This window comes from Glaciecola sp. 1036, assembly GCF_050306235.1.
GTDB lineage: Bacteria > Pseudomonadota > Gammaproteobacteria > Enterobacterales > Alteromonadaceae > Glaciecola.
Genome location: NZ_JBLWFH010000004.1, coordinates 295,903 through 311,136, shown reverse-complemented (window position 1 = coordinate 311,136; position 15,234 = coordinate 295,903). Strand labels below are relative to the sequence as shown.

The window sequence follows — 15,234 nt, the reverse complement described above, 5'->3', positions numbered from 1 at the left end:
CTCTATCAATACGTCAGTATTTGCAAGAGAGTGCAGGTAGTTTGTCACCACCTGCACATGTGTAAACACAGTATTACGGGATCAATTGTTGGGCATAATCCTGCCACTGAGCTATGGTGAACTCTGTTTCTTGTGACACATCTTTTGCTAATACGCCTACCAGTAATTCTTCACCTTCGTTGACTTCCAATGGCTCTAAGTTGAGCGTTAACGTTATCCCTCTTGGGGTTTTCACCTTCAAGACATGGGTGTTGCCAATAAAGCCTGGTGCTTGATAGCTAATAAGCTCATAACCTCGATCATCGAGTCGACAGACAAACAACCCTAATGTACTGGCCCCTTTGCCATCCAATAACCCGACATCCAAGTCGTCCATGTCTATTTGAACGCCAGCAATAGCCTGATAGCAACGCTGTTTGGTCAGTGCAATTTGCATAGATTCTGCCTGTGCCAAAGCGACCTTTCTGTACTGTTCAATGTTGGCCGGCAATGGTTGCTGAGAAAACAGGCTTTGTACCGCGCGATTAATAGTCGTCAGGCTTTTCTTATTGACGGCATAACCCGCCAGCTCCTGTTCAAACTCCTTCAGTGATGCTGTAGCTAGCTCATCCAGCTTGGTTTTATAGGCTTTGTCAAAGCGATAATTTCCCATGGCTTTGGCCTGACGCAGGGCCAATGTGACACGTTGCTGGAACTTGATTAACGATCGCAACCCTTCAAGAGTAGAGTCAAAACCTTCCAATTGATTTACTGCATCTGAAATAGCGGCTTCTGACAAACCTTGTAGTTTGGCGTGAATAGCCATCTCCAATTCTCTGGATTGACTGCCTCTCATACGCTCCCGCGTGCGTCTATTAGGTTTTCTGTCCTGTAAAAAGGCCTCTAAACCCGCTAGAGAATCTTCATAGCTGTCAAATGCAGCGATTTGCTGTTGCTCCAGCTGCTTTTTAAGACCTGCGTTAATACTGGTTATTTCATCAAGAAATGCACTTTTGTGCTCTTCACTTAAAAAAACCAGATAGGGTGCAACTTTCATCTGAGCCAATGACAACAAGCTATCTGAATTGGCGGCAAGGCTTCGGGCTTTGCTCAGTGCACGTTCAGCATCGGCAATAGCCGCTTTTCTTTTCACTAAATTACCTTGCTGATTCAACATAGTATTAATGAAGTTTGATGGAAGGTTTTGAGTTAACTTTGAACGCAGTACGCTGGCGATAAATTGATTCGCCATTACATACACCTGCCCCGTTGCTCGGTCTCCTGCTTTTGACGCTTTATGTGCCAGCTCACGACCGGCTTTATGACAAGTATTGAGATGGGTTTGCAAGGCACCCAGGTCACTCTCACTAAATTCAGTTAAGGATTTATGAAATACCGGAATAAAGTACTCATCTTCCAATGCCTTAATTATTCGATTGCCTTGATGAAAGCCCCCTCTTTCATTTCTAACCCATTCATAGCCTTTTTCTGCCCAGGGATAAACCTGAATACAATCCGCTTCATTTGCCAGCGCGTGGTTGGATAGTGACAAAGAGAAAAAAATAACAGCTAGCTTTGATACATGGTTTTTCACTATGCCGTTTTTGATGATGCAGCTTTTCATTTAACGTTCCTTTTTTTAATTTGTGGAATTGAACGTGAACCATCTTTGCCTTAGGATTAAAACCATGCATCCGCAGCTAAACGTAGATAAGCGGATTTATACGGATTTAACGTCTTCAGGAGCAGGCAACCCGTGCCAAGTAGCAGCAATACAAGGAATAACGAAAAAAGAACGCGGCAAAGAGGCGTACGTGCATCTAGGGCGAAATTAGAACAGGCTTTGCGTCAATCAGGATTTAAAACCCAAGCTGCATTGGCAGAAAAGATTGCTTCTATTGAAGGTATTGATTCAGCACCTAGAGATTTAGTCAGTAAAGCGTTTAGAGGAATACTCATTGAGCCTCAATCGTTGGAACGAATAGCTGCTGCGCTCAATGTAAAAGCCTACACCTTGTATCAAAGTTCAGAAGACAAGGAGCGCTCCACCTCCTTGCCTGACGAGCCAACCTCAGAAAGCAAGCCCAAGACTCGCGTGCCTTTGTACATTGGTTTGGGGTTATTGATCGTTTTTTTAGCGGGTATCGGATTTCTGAGCCAAGGCCCCTCTTCCTCCTCAACTTTCAGTTTGCCGGGCATGAAAAAGAGCTTATTGATTTACCCGCAGGATAAACGGCTTTACCTCATTGCAGAAAAGTTAAGCACTCTTTATAGCGAGCAGTTTCAAGTGACTGTCGTCCCGCTTGCTCTAAACAGCTTTCAAGAGAGTCCCTCTGATCTCATTAAGTCGTTCCAGAGTGATTGGGTTTTAATGGTAGAATCGATTTCTGTTGGCCGCTACAATGGTATCAGGCTGTACCTATCTGATGGCACTTTTGATCAAGTATTGTCGGTGGAAAATATCAGCCAGCAAGACCAGTTAGACACCTTGTATTCCACCCCTTATGTGCAAGAAAGATTAAAACAAGACACCTACCTTCTTGTTCGTACCAAAAAACCGATTGAGAGCAAAGCGATGCTGAGCCTAGGCCAGCAACGCAATTATTTAAAAGCCAGAGAGTTGATTGAAGACTATCAGTCATTTGAAGCACTAAACGAGGCACAGCACTTAATTGAGCAATTACTGCGTGACCACCCGTTTTATGGACCGGCGCATGGATTATTGTGCGAGATATCCATCCATGAAAGTTGGAGAGAAAACGAAAAAGCGCTACTGGAGCAAGCCACGAAGCAATGTCATCAAGCAAACTCCCTTTCTCCAAATAACCTTTATGTTCAGACGGTTCTTGGCTTTTTACATGATAAAACTGGCCAGCGAGACCTCGCTAGGTCTCAGTTTGAAACCCTACTTCAAGAGCACCCCAGTAATGTTGAAGCACTAATGGGTTTGGCCACCGTATATTTCAACTTGTATCGCAGTTCTGGTGATAAAGATGAGCTAAATCAAGCCTTGGGTTTTGCCCGTCAAGCTGCATTGGTACTTGAAGATTACTGGCGTCCTTTTCAACTGCTAGCAATTATGGAGTTTTATAGTGGCAACAAAGACAACGCAATAAAGGCTTGGGAATCCCAGGTTGCGATAAAGCCCAATGAATTAATTCTATCTAATCTGGGGTTTATGTACCTTTGCAAGTCTGAGTTAGACGTCGCCCAAGAAAAGTTTGAGACTGCCCGTCAATTGGCACCTCAGTCATATATGCCCTTAGAAGGGCTGTCTGCTATTCACTATTATCAAGGCGACTATCAGCGGGCGTTAGATTTAAGACTTGAAGTACAAGAGCTCATTGGTAACCAAGACGCTGGAATACATCAACAATGGGGAGATTTAGCCGAAGCATATAGACAACTCAATCGTCTAGAAGAGGCCAAAGAAGCCTCTAGAACAGCGTTAAAGATTCTTGAGCGGGACCACCTAAGAGACAACACCTCTTTGGATGACCAAGTGTATCGCCTGTATTATCAAATTCAGTTAATAGCAGACGCTCAAAATCACGAACAGTGGCTTAGCGAGCTTAAGAAGCTTAGCAATACTGAGCTCTCCCCCCCTGCTTATTTAAGAAAAGCATTGGCATTTAAACTGTTGGACGAAACGACTCAGGCAAACGTATTGCTCGAAGAAGCTGCAGAACATTGTCCTGTGTACCGGCTTTCTCCAGATTTCAGGTAATATTATTTTTGCGCCAGATACGCCTTCATTTTAATCCCCAATTCAGTGCAATCTCCTCGATTACTCATTGTTGATGAAGTAGGTTATCAGCCATTCAGTGCACATGAATCAAAATTACAGTTCGATGTGATAGCGAAACGCTATGAAAAAGTATCTATTGTCCTAACCAGCAATTTACCCTTTGGGCAAGATAAAAGGATAAAAGGGGTCAGAATCTGAGGTATCCCCACAAAATTATTAGCTGAAACAAAAAGATAAAATCGAAAGGAACATTCATGGCGTTCGGTGATCAGATCTATCGCCAAACAAATCTTTCAAGGATACGCCATGAATGCTCTGCAAATCCTAACCCGTTTCGTCAAACTCGTCACGCCTAATATGCACTCTCAACGTCGAAAGGCACTGGGCTCCTGTGTTAAAAGAGCAATGCATCAAAGCAAGCTAACAGTCACTCAGCTAGGCCGTGGGATAAGCAGCAAAGCCTATGAAAAACATAGGATTAAGCGCGCTGATAGGCTGTGTTCTAATAAGCATTTATATGGTGAGCTTCCGATGATTTATGCGGAATTAGTGAAACTTGTCGTCGCATCACAGCCTCGCCCAGTCATCCTAGTAGATTGGTCAGATTTGGATGCCTGTCGACGTCACTTTTTACTACGAGCATCATTAGCTTATGAGGGACGTTCGATTACGCTGTATGAACAGGTGCATCCACTTTGTCACAAAGAGAAGTCCACTGTACATTTGAGGTTTCTCAAACAGCTTAAAAGTATGTTGCCAGTAGGTTGTAAGCCTAACATCGTCACCGATGCAGGTTTTCGGGTGCCTTGGTTTCGACATGTGCTGAGTTTGAATTGGGACTATGTTGGTCGAATCCGAAACCGTACCCTATATACCTTAGACAATGGCAATAACTGGATGTCTTGCAAAGAAATTTATGCTCAAGCTCAGAGTAAACCACAGTGGTGGCAAAACATCATGTTTACCAAAACCAACCCATTGGTAGCCAATTGGGTCTTGATAAAAATACCACCTAAAAACAGAAAGCTTCTGAATCGCTTCGGCCAATCAAGGCGTGATAAGCCTAGTAGAGATGCGGCCGCGGCCTCGCGTGAGCCATGGTTACTGGCAACCTCTCTACCAACAGATTCTGACGTCCAAGCGCAAGCTATAGTAAAATGCTATGCATCCCGTATGCAGATTGAAGAAGGATTCCGTGACCAAAAAAGCGCTCGGTTTGGTTTAGGAATGTCACTGCATGAATCACGCAGTTCTCAACGATTATCGGTGCTCGTTCTAATTGGCACATTAGCATTGTTCCTCATGAATTTTATTGGTATTGCGGCAGAATTCGCGGGCTTGGCAAAGCACTTTCAAGCTAACACTATCAAGCACAGACGAGTACTGAGCTACTGTTACATGGCTGCCAGGTTAATTCGCCAAAGTGAACTGCGAATAACCATAAAACAGTGGTTATCCGCAATTCTCTATTTAAAAAAACAACAGAAGAGTATGCTTTGTGTTGGAATTAAAATTCGTGGGGATCCCTCAGGGTCAGAGTCGAATTAAAAGGGCTCCGCCGGTCACCAGATGGGATGGAATAATTAATTAATAGAACGAGATGAATGTTGATCCCCCGTTAATGGGGTAGAGCCACAGATAATTATTCCGAGTACAATTGATTGAAATAGCACAAAAAAACCGACAACAGTCGGTTTGTGTATATCTTCGTAGTTTATATCAAAGATATGGTACCAGAGGCCGGACTTGAATAAGGCGCGTAAGCCTATGAAATATAATGTTATGGTGCATGCTGATTGTTTTCAGTGTTACGAGTGATGTTACAGATTGCAAATGCGCTATAGTTTAAGTTTCAGAGAGTCGAAGTACTTTATGCACCATAATATCTAGCACTTAAATGAAATTAAACCTATGTCAAACATATTGACTGATTTTAATTTGGTGACAAACCAAGCGCCTTAAAATCTGAGTTCATTCACTCTCGGTTTCTGGAGATTTCTTGCGTGCAGCTTTCTTTGCACGCCTAAGCTTTTCCATTCGAGTTATATTTTTTTGCTCGGCTAAAGCGTTCTCAAGCGCTGTAGCTAAGGATATTAACTCATATCGTGATTGTGGTTCTTGGGCTCTTAATCTAGATGCTAACTTAGTTATAGCTATGTGCAACCTATGTTTCAATCCTTCATAGTTGGAATCGATTTTATCTAATTTGTCCATAATTTTATTTTACTCAATGTAAGTTCTAATTCTATTCTTCGACAAACGTCGTTGAAGACTTGAAGTATAGCTTTACTTTTAACATCGTCATAACTCTCGGATAGTTTAGCATTATAAGTGCTAACGCTTATAATATTTTGGATTAAGCGATCCGGTAAATCAATAATAACGGGATAACAGTAAATACTTCCATCTTCATTTTCTTTATCTCGCTCAGACAAAAAGTATTTATCGTTCTTTGCAGCCTCTACTTTTGAGCATAAAAAAATAGGCTGTCCAGTTTCAATACATCTCTTGGCTGCTGAGTTATTATCCAAAAGTTCTTTTGGTGTTGTCCTTCTCCAGTTTCGGTGATTTTTTTCTTTAAAGTAAGGTTTTTTATTTTCCTCAACCGTTAGGATGGTTAAAGCTATATTGTCTCTATCTATATGAAAACTAGCACTAATAAGATCAACGAACTCAGTGATCAGTATGCTTATCTGGTCATCTGGATCTGCAATAGTTTTAAACACATTGCTGTTTTTCTTCAAATACTTTGATTGGTTTTGTACTCTTGTGAGTTTTGCTAATACCGATTTAGTTGCCATTACTGAAAGCTTGTTTGATATTCTGTTGTTTGAAGCTGTTAGACGTTCAGAAATAACGTCGGAAGCTTCCTTAACAAGGATCAGCAAAAAGGTACCCAATAGAACAAATGCAAAGACGATTTTGTGTATTTCTTTGTTATTTGATATGAAATCTATATCATCTCCAAATATGTCTAGAGTAAGAAAATAAGCAGTACTCAAAAAAGTTGCTCCTACTTGAATTAACCGACTAGACAAAAAGTCTACTACTGGAGATTTATGAAAGAGCCGCAAACATATGTAGTGAACAACTAACTTGCCGAATTTATTCGTTAGATACAATATTAAAAACACCAGTATTAACGATGATGTTATTGCGAGAATAATTAAATCCAACTTCCGTGTCCTTTTTTATTGAGAAATAATTTAACTGAGAAATAATTTTTTTAATTTATAAGTTACAGAAAATTGGCAAATGTTACAATCTTACTCCTTTTAATTTAGTAAAATGTGTCAATAATCCCCACGTATTTATTAAATTGAAATGTTTGTCTATGAACTTTTAATTTTATGTCATAGATTTTATTAAGCGAGAATTTTATTAAACGTCTTCTTTTATATAGTAATTCTGGACCCGATTTTCTGCTCGGTTGATGAAAAAACGTTTTAAAGTTGCGGGCATAAAAAATGTGTTGCAACAACGGTACTGACTAGCTTTACCTGCAGACTTTTGATGAGCCCCTCCCTATCTGACATTAGAAGTGATCATATAAACAACAACTCGATTTCAAAATTTCTCGCACTAGATAAATTGTGCGGCTGCGAACTCCCGCAATTAAAGCTCCTAGAAGTACCTTAACTGATTCTAGCGCTTTACTCTTAATTCGATGTTGTTGTTGCTTTGCATTTAAAAATCCTCCCACACTGTGCACGTTGAGGTGCGTATTACCCGCATAGCCACCAGCTCAAAGGTAGCTAAAAGGTTTTCATACAACTATATTATTCACCCAAAAGAGCCTTAGTTCGCTCTCTAGCAAGCTTCAGGAAGCCTAATTTGTCAGATTTAAGGAAATGGTAAGGATTTTTATTATTGTCTTGATACTCAGCTTGTATGAGCGCTTTAAGCAGCGAGTCGATTTGTTCAATATATTGATATTGCCATTCATCCAAATTTTGCATTTCACGTGTACTTTAAGTTGTTTATTCAGGTAACAATTTTAAACCTCAATATTTTAACTACAACTGTCCATCGGTTCAGTTTTGATTTTAAACGCGTTGGTCATTAGACAAGAAAACACTCGCTAAACTCTTCTTTTAATCAGTTAATTAAATGTCTGATTTATTTTTATCGAATTGAAATAGCGACTAAACTTTTTTCTTTTGCGCCAAATTATTTCTCCGCAATTTTCCGACTAATATTTACTCCAAGTATTGGTAAAAAGTTACTTAGTGAATAGCTAATAATTTCTAGTAGGTATGGCTATATATATAGATAACCAATAATTGTAGTTGTATGTTAGTAGTTGTTAACCTTAGGGATATTGCTTTTCTGTTTCCCCTACATAAGACAAATACAGATTCTGGTGCTGTTAATTTTTACAACACCAAAATATGCATAATAAATGGAGTTTCAATACCAAAAATTGTTTATAGAAAAATCTAATGTGAGGATGCTTTATTGTTTATTTTGAAACCGCAGCGCTGCAATCGTGTTCTAATAAAAACCTTACAAAACCTTACATCAAAAAAACTTAATATATTCTTTTCTTCAAATAAATTGGAGATGTTTGGGTATCTTAATACGAGTAAAGAAATATTCATTGAATGAGCTTTATTTACAAAGAAATAAAAACAAATTTTGGTGCTGATAAATTTCACAACACCAAAAAATGTCTATTTAAAAACCTATGCAACAAGTGATTTATTAAACTCTAAACTAAATGCTCTTAAAGGTTTATTTGTTGGCTCTATATCCATTTCAAACCCAGGATTTGTATTAACCTTTTCCCAAGTAATAGCATAGAAATGAGGTTGCCTAGAACCTTTCATAGCCACCTTGCTGTAGATTATTAGATTAGAATCTAAGAGCTCTCTTACCGCGCCATAAACCGTTGTTGCTGAACCAAAGCCTCGCACTTTTAGCTGTTCTGGAATTGCACATAGTTTCCCATTGTTATGTTTATTGTATTGCTTAGCAATCTCAAATAACAATGCTTTAGCGCTGTAACTGAGTTCAATGTAACTTTTGTTTTCCATTACAGAATGAGGAACTCCAGCAAATCTAACACTCTTTTTTTCTCGAAAATATTTTGACATAGCGATCCCTTAATCGGAATCGCCAGTAACTGCGTCGTTAACAATATACAAGTGAGAAATTGAATCGCAGAGTTCATTGAATATAACCTCATTGCGTTCAGCAATATCAGCTATAATTCCATTAACAATTCGCTGATGATTATCTGCAATACTTGTAGAAGCACTTTTGCTCTCCATTATCTTTGAAAGTACTGTTACTTGATTGAGCTTTCTCTGCATGGAATCTAGATGCTCGAATATTTCACATTTCTTCACACTGATACTCCAATTCTGTATTGCTTGAAAGATAATACCGAGCGACACCGTAATGTATTTTTCCAGTGCGATCTTGATATGTCTCAAGTATTTTCTTAATTCTGTAACCCTCTTCTCGTAATTCAAAAATTCTCGGAGCTGGAGCCATTATTCCAAAATCTCGGAACTCAGGTGTATTTACACTTTGCTTTTCACGCAATAATGTTAATATTTGAAGGCGTTGTGTTTGTGCACTCGTGTCTTTGTTATTAAGAGCGCTTCTGGGTTCACTAGGAGCTCTTTTCATACAATCACTCCTCCTAGGCTACCATAAGACTTATTAGTCTGTTTCCAGACTCTAGTCTTTGCTTATGAAGAGAATTTATCAATTCTCGTACTTGCTGATCTGAATGGCCTGCAGCTCGGGCTGTCAATACTGCTCTAATTTCGTGTTCAATGTACCCAATCGCTCGCCCGCCCAATGAAACACTGGAGGGAAATAGACCGTCTTTGGTTCGTTCAAAAATGCTTGTATTAGATAAACCAGTGATTTTTATAACTTCTGGCTTTCGTAAGATATTAATTTCGTTGTTCAGATTCATTCGTCTCTACCTTATAGTTATTGGACGAATAAAAATTACTAGTTTTAAAGGCTAATTAATTTCAGATGAAAAAATCACATTTCAGTTGAAACTTTTACAGATCCCCTTCTATATCTCGATAGTGCTTATCAATGCATTCCTTAATTTGGCTTTTAAGAGTTGATTTAGCAAAACCGTATGTAGGCTTATCCTTAAAGACATCAAGTATGTAGTTTGCAAGCGTATCAATATTAAAAGTGCCATTGGGTTTTAAAAACCTACTCTTATTTTTAGACTCTTCTACGACTTTACAAATGAATAATAAAAGTGCTTTCGAGCAGTCATTAACGGCCCAATCATTTATTTGATTATCTAAATCCAATGCAAGGTTATTTACAGTTGGGTTAGGGCCTCTGGAATATTCATATTTCTCAATATCTCCCGATTTTACAGCTTTTTCAAACATCTCTTTTTCTTTTCGTAAAACCAGCAATTTATCGAAAGTAAGAGGTGATACCCAGAACTTGTCACTTCTAGAATTAAAGGTTAAGCGGGGTAGTCTACAATAATCAAACTCTCTATGTTCTTTGAGTTGAAACATCCAATTTCCATCTATTGAATGACCAAAATCAGCCCAAATGCTTTCCGTACAAGTAAGCTCATGAATTGCTGGCATATTTAAAGTGGCAAGCCTCATCTCAATATCTCGACAATAAGCCACTGCGGAGATTGTTCTTTCTGTAATATCATGTTGATATTTGTCGGCTCTTTTTTGACTATCAGGCTTGTAATAACCAGTAAGCAAATAAAACTGTTTATCAGCCTCGGTTTTCTTAAACGTTGTAATAAGGTTTAACCAATCAAAAACTAATATAATTTTTCCTCTATGGGCCATTTTAAGCACTTGTTCAGGTTCTAAACCCCATTCTTTACAGCAATCTAACAAGGGGATCTCATTCAAAACTAATTTCATATTTCCCTCAAATTTTCCTTAAATATTCACCGTTCCATTCATTCAGAAAGCTATCTGTTTAGTATTAAGCCTTGGATATGTTAATTTTATTATCTCAAATTTACTATATTATATTTATTGATGTTAGGGGCTTCTGATTTAGCCTTTTCGACCCAGTCCGACCACCATTGCATCATTACCCTTCGTTTTTCAATATACTGTGCACGGTTATATGCTTTTCTGATTTTATTTTCATCCCCGTGTGCAAGTGCAGTTTCTATAACATCATCGTCAAAGCCATTTTCATTTAATGTCGTACTTGCTAAAGCCCTTAATCCATGTGCCACCAGCCTGCCAGTGAAACCCATATCTCGAAGCGCTTTGTTTGCCGTTTGAGCATTTACCGGACAATTAGGCTTATTGTGAGATGCAAAAATAAAATCTCTATTACCGCTAAAGGACTTCATTGTTTCAAGTATATTCAATGTTTGAATTGTAAGTGGTACACGGTGCTCTCTATTCATCTTCATGCGCTCTGCTGGAATGATCCAAAGTTTATTTTTAAAATCTATCTCTGACCATTTTGCTTCGGCTGTTTCACGCGGTCTTGTCATAGTGTGTAGTTGCCATTCTATAAGGCATCTAGTAGTAACTTTAGCTGATGAATAGCGCAGAGCATTCATTAATTCTGATATTTCATTAACTTGGAGTGTAGGCCGGTGGGTAACTTTGGTTTTTGGAATGACTTCTTTGATACCTGCTAACGGATTGTAGGGTGCAAGTCCGGTATTGACTGCAAATGTCATAACTTGGTTAAGTGTTCTAGCTGTTTTTCTTGCTATTTCTTGGCTTCCTCTCCCTGACACTTTTTCTATAACATTTATACCATGTTGAGCTGTAATTTCCTTAATGGCAATGTGACCGATGGTAGGAATAATGTCTTTTTCAAAGTAACGTTTAGTTTTCTTATAAGTAGTAGGGGCTATTTTATGTTTTTGCAGTTCCAGCCATTTATCTGCAACTAGTTTAAAAGTGGTAAGTTTAGAGTGGAGTTCATTCGCTTTAGCTTTGTCACGTTCTTGCTTAGGATCTTTATTCTGCTTTAAAAGCTTTCTGTCGATTTCCGCTTTTTTTCTAGCGTCAGCGAGCGTAACCTCTGGATAAACACCATAACTTATTGATTGACGTTTTTTTGTTATAGGTTGTGAGAAGTTAAATATCCATAGCTTAGTTGCATTAGGCTTAACGCGGAGAAACAAACCAGCTCCGTCAGAAAGGTTATATTCTTTATCCTTTGCTTTCGCTGCTTCTATCTGCATTGGGTTAAGTTTTAGCGTTTCTATAGCCATTTTGTAACACCATTTTCGGTACATAGAGTGAATGTTACAAATAATGTTACATATTCTGGCGAGTGTTACAAACTCGTACGGAACGTTATAGATACTAAAATCTGCCTTAAGCCTTTATATTTAAAGGGTTTCGACTGTTATAGAATGTTTTCGAATAAAAACATGGTACCAGAGGCCGGACTTGAACCGGCACACCCTCACGGGCGGCGGATTTTGAATCCGCTGCGTCTACCAATTCCGCCACTCTGGCAATGTGGAAAGTCGCATTAGCGAAGTGCGGTGAATTATAACGATAAAACAGTCACTATCAAGTAATATTTTGCACTTGCTAAACTTTCTATAATCAACTGATGAAATTTTGATTAAGTGGTGAACATTTGGCCAAATTAAATTGCTTAGAAACTGTAGCATTCATGGGTAAACCTGCTAGGATCATCAAAAAATTCTAAGGTAGTACTCAGTTTTGGATACAAATGTAAAGGCAAGAGCCGGCTTCTTTAGACGATTAGCAGCAATGGTTTACGATGCTTTGGTAGCTATCGCTGTTGGCATGTGTGCCGCACTGTTGATTATTCTAGTGCTCACTATTTTATTTGAAAATAACCTGCTGTCCAAGCAAGGGTATGAGCACGTCAGTGATGTGATTCAGGGGTCTTTGCTGTACAAAATTATCATTCAAATATGGGTAGGGTTTTGGGTGATTGCGTTTTTCCTTTGGTTTTGGAAGCACGGAGGCCAAACACTTGGCATGCGCGCTTGGCGTTTGCGAATCTTTGCTTTGAAAGAAAATCAGGAAATGTCCTACTTACATTTACTGGGTAGAATGTTAGCCTCGCTAGGCGGCTTGGGAACCTTGTTGGTGTTGTTTGACTTGAAGAACAAACAGTCGTTGCAGGATAGGTTAGCAAATACTGAAGTTTTAGTATTAACCAAACTCGAAAATGACCATACAAATTGGTAACTTTACTTATCACTTAAGTAAGTTATCAACTAAGTAAATTATCGCCTAAGTAAATAGCCCGCCACAGTCGCAAAAACAATACTGGGCAGAATTGCCCCGGCCACAGGAGGCAGTTGGAATACCAAACTTACCTGGCCGAACATTTCATTGCTGATAAAAAATAAGAAGCCAGCCAACACACCCATAATGGTCCGCGCACCCATGGTGACACTTCTCAGCGGTCCGAAGATAAAAGACATGGCAAGCAGTAACATTACGATCACCGAGATTGGTTGGGTAACTTTGCGCCAGAATGCTAATTCATAACGAGATGAGTCTTGGTCGTTATTTTTTAAATAATTGACATAATCGTTTAATCCGCGAATGGAAAGGGCCTCAGGTTTAACCGCTACTATGCCTAACTTATCTGGCGATAAACTACTTTGCCAATCAACTGAATTTAAAAAAGTTCGACTTATTTGAGCTTCATCGATTGTTGTGGTGGTAACGTTAGACAAACGCCAATAATCTTGCTGAAAATCAGCATGTTTTGCAGATATTACATTGGCTAAAGTCAGGTCGCTATCAAATACGTAAATGTCTATATCTTTCAGCTTATTTTGCCCAAGCACTTCAGAAATACTGACAAAATTATTCCCATCTTTTGCCCATATAATACTGTCTGAGGCCAGCAAGCTGCCGCCAGATAATGCCTGAGTCCGAATTTCTTTTGCTTTACTTTCGCTTTGTGGAGTGACGAATTCGCCGAGTGCCATCATGGCAATAATTACAAAGACTACAGATTTTGCTGCTGAAAGCGTAATTTGTCGACGGCTCAACCCTGCGGCTTGCATTACGACCAACTCGCTACTTTGAGCGAGTAACCCCATTCCGATAAGTCCGCCCAACAAAGTGGCCATCGGCAGAAATTGTTCGATTTCCCGTGGCAAACTAAGTAACACATAAAGCGCCGCCACCGTCATATCATAATCACCTTGGCCAACCCGCCTTAATTGCTCAACAAATTTGATCAAAGCACTTAAGCCTATAAGGACCGATAAGGTCACAGTAATTGTGCTTAGCAGGGTTCTGGCGATGTATAAATCGAGTATTTTAAGCATTTCGATCCCGCAAAAAGAATTGTCGAATGTAAGCGCCAGTTTTTCTATCTCGAGCAATCAGGCCTAAGCCAATAAGTGCCATGATAAAATGCACCCACCAAAGGCCGATGGACGCAGGTATTTTACCATCTTCCATAACGCGTCTTGAGGCTAGTAAGAGTAAGAAGTATCCTAGATACAACAATAATGCAGGAAGCATCTTACCGAAGCGACCTTGCCTTGGGTCGACCGCCGACATAGGGACAGCTATCAGAACCAGAAACGGTAAACTTAAGGGTATCGCTAATCGCCATTGGAGTTCAGCTGCGGCTTCGATGCCGTCCATAGTAACCAATTCACTAGTAGGAATTGCCGCTAGTTTTCTCCGTTCTTGCTCTGAGGCTCCTTCTGCGACCACAATGGAATATTCATCGAAATTGACTATGTGGTAATCACTGTGTTTGCGTTTCCCTTGATATTGAGCGCCGTCTGACATTATTAACTTTTGTTCGCCGGCATCACCTTCGACAATTTGGCCGGTTTCTGCGTAAATGAACTGAAGATCGTCACTGCCTTTTTGTTGGCGAGATAAAAATACCTTTTTCAGTTGATTGTTCTCTGAGTCATGCACAAAAATCACAGCTTCATTTTCAGATACAGACTGAAACCTTCCGGGGATTAATGCAGCAATGCCAGATTTAGCCGCCGCATCCTCTTTAAGTTGATATTCTTTTTCAAGGGCCAAAGGTGCCAGATACATGGTAACTGCAGCGGTTAACACTGCAATAAACAGTGAGAAAACCAGGGTAACTCTAGTGACATACCATTCACTCACTCCGCACGCCTTTAACACCGTCATTTCACTTTCCACGTACAGCCGGCCATGAGACAGCATAATGCCTAGAAATAAACTTATTGGCAGCACTAAACTGGCTAAAACAGGAAAATAAAGGGTAATAAAGCCTAATACTAAATCTGCAGGTACATTTCCGTCTGTCGCGTCACCTAATATGCGTACAAATCTAAGTGTGATAAATATTGACATTAATATAAAAAACACCGCGATTTGGGATTTAAAGGTTTCTCGCAGTAAATATTTAAATATCAACATTTAATCAGTAACTTTCTATACAAAAATTGGTTTTTTGGTGGAAAGGCGCAATAAATGCGGTAAACTTAGCGTTTACGAACGTTTTTGTCTTGAGCCCATTTATTTATGCTCAGTTTAGCACAAACACGGCAATCTACTACAGCC

Annotated in this window: 14 protein-coding genes, 1 tRNA gene and 1 pseudogene; 4 read left to right on the top strand and 12 right to left on the bottom strand. The window is 39.4% G+C overall.

All coding sequences use genetic code 11. The features are described from left to right. Positions 1-73 precede the first annotated feature (73 nt). Positions 74-1,603, bottom strand: coding sequence for a hypothetical protein (locus tag ACNKW3_RS08615; protein WP_427398878.1), 1,530 nt, complete (start codon positions 1,601-1,603; stop codon positions 74-76). Positions 1,604-1,735: 132 nt separating this feature from the next. On the opposite strand from ACNKW3_RS08615, the gene ACNKW3_RS08610 reads away from it, so the two are divergent. The 3 genes and pseudogenes from ACNKW3_RS08610 to ACNKW3_RS08600 all read left to right on the top strand — a co-directional run bounded on the left by ACNKW3_RS08610 (position 1,736) and on the right by ACNKW3_RS08600 (position 5,275). Then, positions 1,736-3,706: a tetratricopeptide repeat protein gene (locus ACNKW3_RS08610; RefSeq protein WP_427398877.1), complete on the top strand. Its 1,971-nt coding sequence runs from the start codon at positions 1,736-1,738 to the stop codon at positions 3,704-3,706. A 45-nt stretch (positions 3,707-3,751) separates the two neighbouring features. Then, positions 3,752-3,895 (top strand): annotated as a pseudogene (locus ACNKW3_RS08605) (ATP-binding protein); the annotation flags it as partial. A 138-nt stretch (positions 3,896-4,033) separates the two neighbouring features. Next, positions 4,034-5,275: an IS4 family transposase gene (locus ACNKW3_RS08600; RefSeq protein ID WP_427398876.1), complete on the top strand. Its 1,242-nt coding sequence runs from the start codon at positions 4,034-4,036 to the stop codon at positions 5,273-5,275. Between the two features lie 653 nt (positions 5,276-5,928). On the opposite strand, the gene ACNKW3_RS08595 is transcribed toward ACNKW3_RS08600, so the two are convergent. The 9 genes from ACNKW3_RS08595 to ACNKW3_RS08555 all read right to left on the bottom strand — a co-directional run bounded on the left by ACNKW3_RS08595 (position 5,929) and on the right by ACNKW3_RS08555 (position 12,189). Then, entirely contained in the window at positions 5,929-6,729 is an 801-nt protein-coding gene (locus ACNKW3_RS08595; RefSeq protein ID WP_427398875.1) for a hypothetical protein, read from the bottom strand. Between the two features lie 777 nt (positions 6,730-7,506). Further along, positions 7,507-7,686, bottom strand: coding sequence for a hypothetical protein (locus ACNKW3_RS08590; protein WP_427398874.1), 180 nt, complete (start codon positions 7,684-7,686; stop codon positions 7,507-7,509). A 726-nt stretch (positions 7,687-8,412) separates the two neighbouring features. Further along, positions 8,413-8,823 carry a hypothetical protein gene (locus tag ACNKW3_RS08585; RefSeq protein WP_427398873.1) on the bottom strand — a complete coding sequence of 137 codons (411 nt, stop codon included), beginning with the start codon at positions 8,821-8,823 and terminating at the stop codon, positions 8,413-8,415. Positions 8,824-8,832: 9 nt separating this feature from the next. After that, positions 8,833-9,078 carry a hypothetical protein gene (locus tag ACNKW3_RS08580; protein WP_427398872.1) on the bottom strand — a complete coding sequence of 82 codons (246 nt, stop codon included), beginning with the start codon at positions 9,076-9,078 and terminating at the stop codon, positions 8,833-8,835. Next, positions 9,065-9,364 (bottom strand): helix-turn-helix domain-containing protein, encoded by a 300-nt coding sequence (locus ACNKW3_RS08575; RefSeq protein ID WP_427398871.1) that lies wholly within the window; start codon positions 9,362-9,364, stop codon positions 9,065-9,067. The genes ACNKW3_RS08580 and ACNKW3_RS08575 overlap by 14 nt, the downstream gene beginning before the upstream one ends. 13 nt (positions 9,365-9,377) lie before the next feature. Beyond that, positions 9,378-9,659: a helix-turn-helix transcriptional regulator gene (locus ACNKW3_RS08570; protein ID WP_427398870.1), complete on the bottom strand. Its 282-nt coding sequence runs from the start codon at positions 9,657-9,659 to the stop codon at positions 9,378-9,380. Between the two features lie 94 nt (positions 9,660-9,753). After that, entirely contained in the window at positions 9,754-10,611 is an 858-nt protein-coding gene (locus ACNKW3_RS08565; RefSeq protein ID WP_427398869.1) for a hypothetical protein, read from the bottom strand. 89 nt (positions 10,612-10,700) lie between these two features. Next, entirely contained in the window at positions 10,701-11,939 is a 1,239-nt protein-coding gene (locus ACNKW3_RS08560; protein WP_427398868.1) for a tyrosine-type recombinase/integrase, read from the bottom strand. Between the two features lie 163 nt (positions 11,940-12,102). Beyond that, a tRNA-Leu gene (locus ACNKW3_RS08555) sits at positions 12,103-12,189 on the bottom strand. 213 nt (positions 12,190-12,402) lie between these two features. Here ACNKW3_RS08555 and ACNKW3_RS08550 point away from each other — a divergent pair. Next, entirely contained in the window at positions 12,403-12,900 is a 498-nt protein-coding gene (locus ACNKW3_RS08550; protein WP_427398867.1) for an RDD family protein, read from the top strand. Positions 12,901-12,938: 38 nt separating this feature from the next. Here the strand turns inward: ACNKW3_RS08550 and lptG are convergent, their stop codons facing one another. Then, positions 12,939-14,000 (bottom strand): LPS export ABC transporter permease LptG, encoded by a 1,062-nt coding sequence (lptG, locus tag ACNKW3_RS08545; RefSeq protein WP_427398866.1) that lies wholly within the window; start codon positions 13,998-14,000, stop codon positions 12,939-12,941. Beyond that, a complete protein-coding gene (gene lptF, locus ACNKW3_RS08540) occupies positions 13,993-15,090 on the bottom strand; it encodes an LPS export ABC transporter permease LptF (protein WP_427398865.1) in 1,098 nt (365 codons plus the stop codon). The genes lptG and lptF overlap by 8 nt, the downstream gene beginning before the upstream one ends. Positions 15,091-15,234 lie beyond the last annotated feature (144 nt).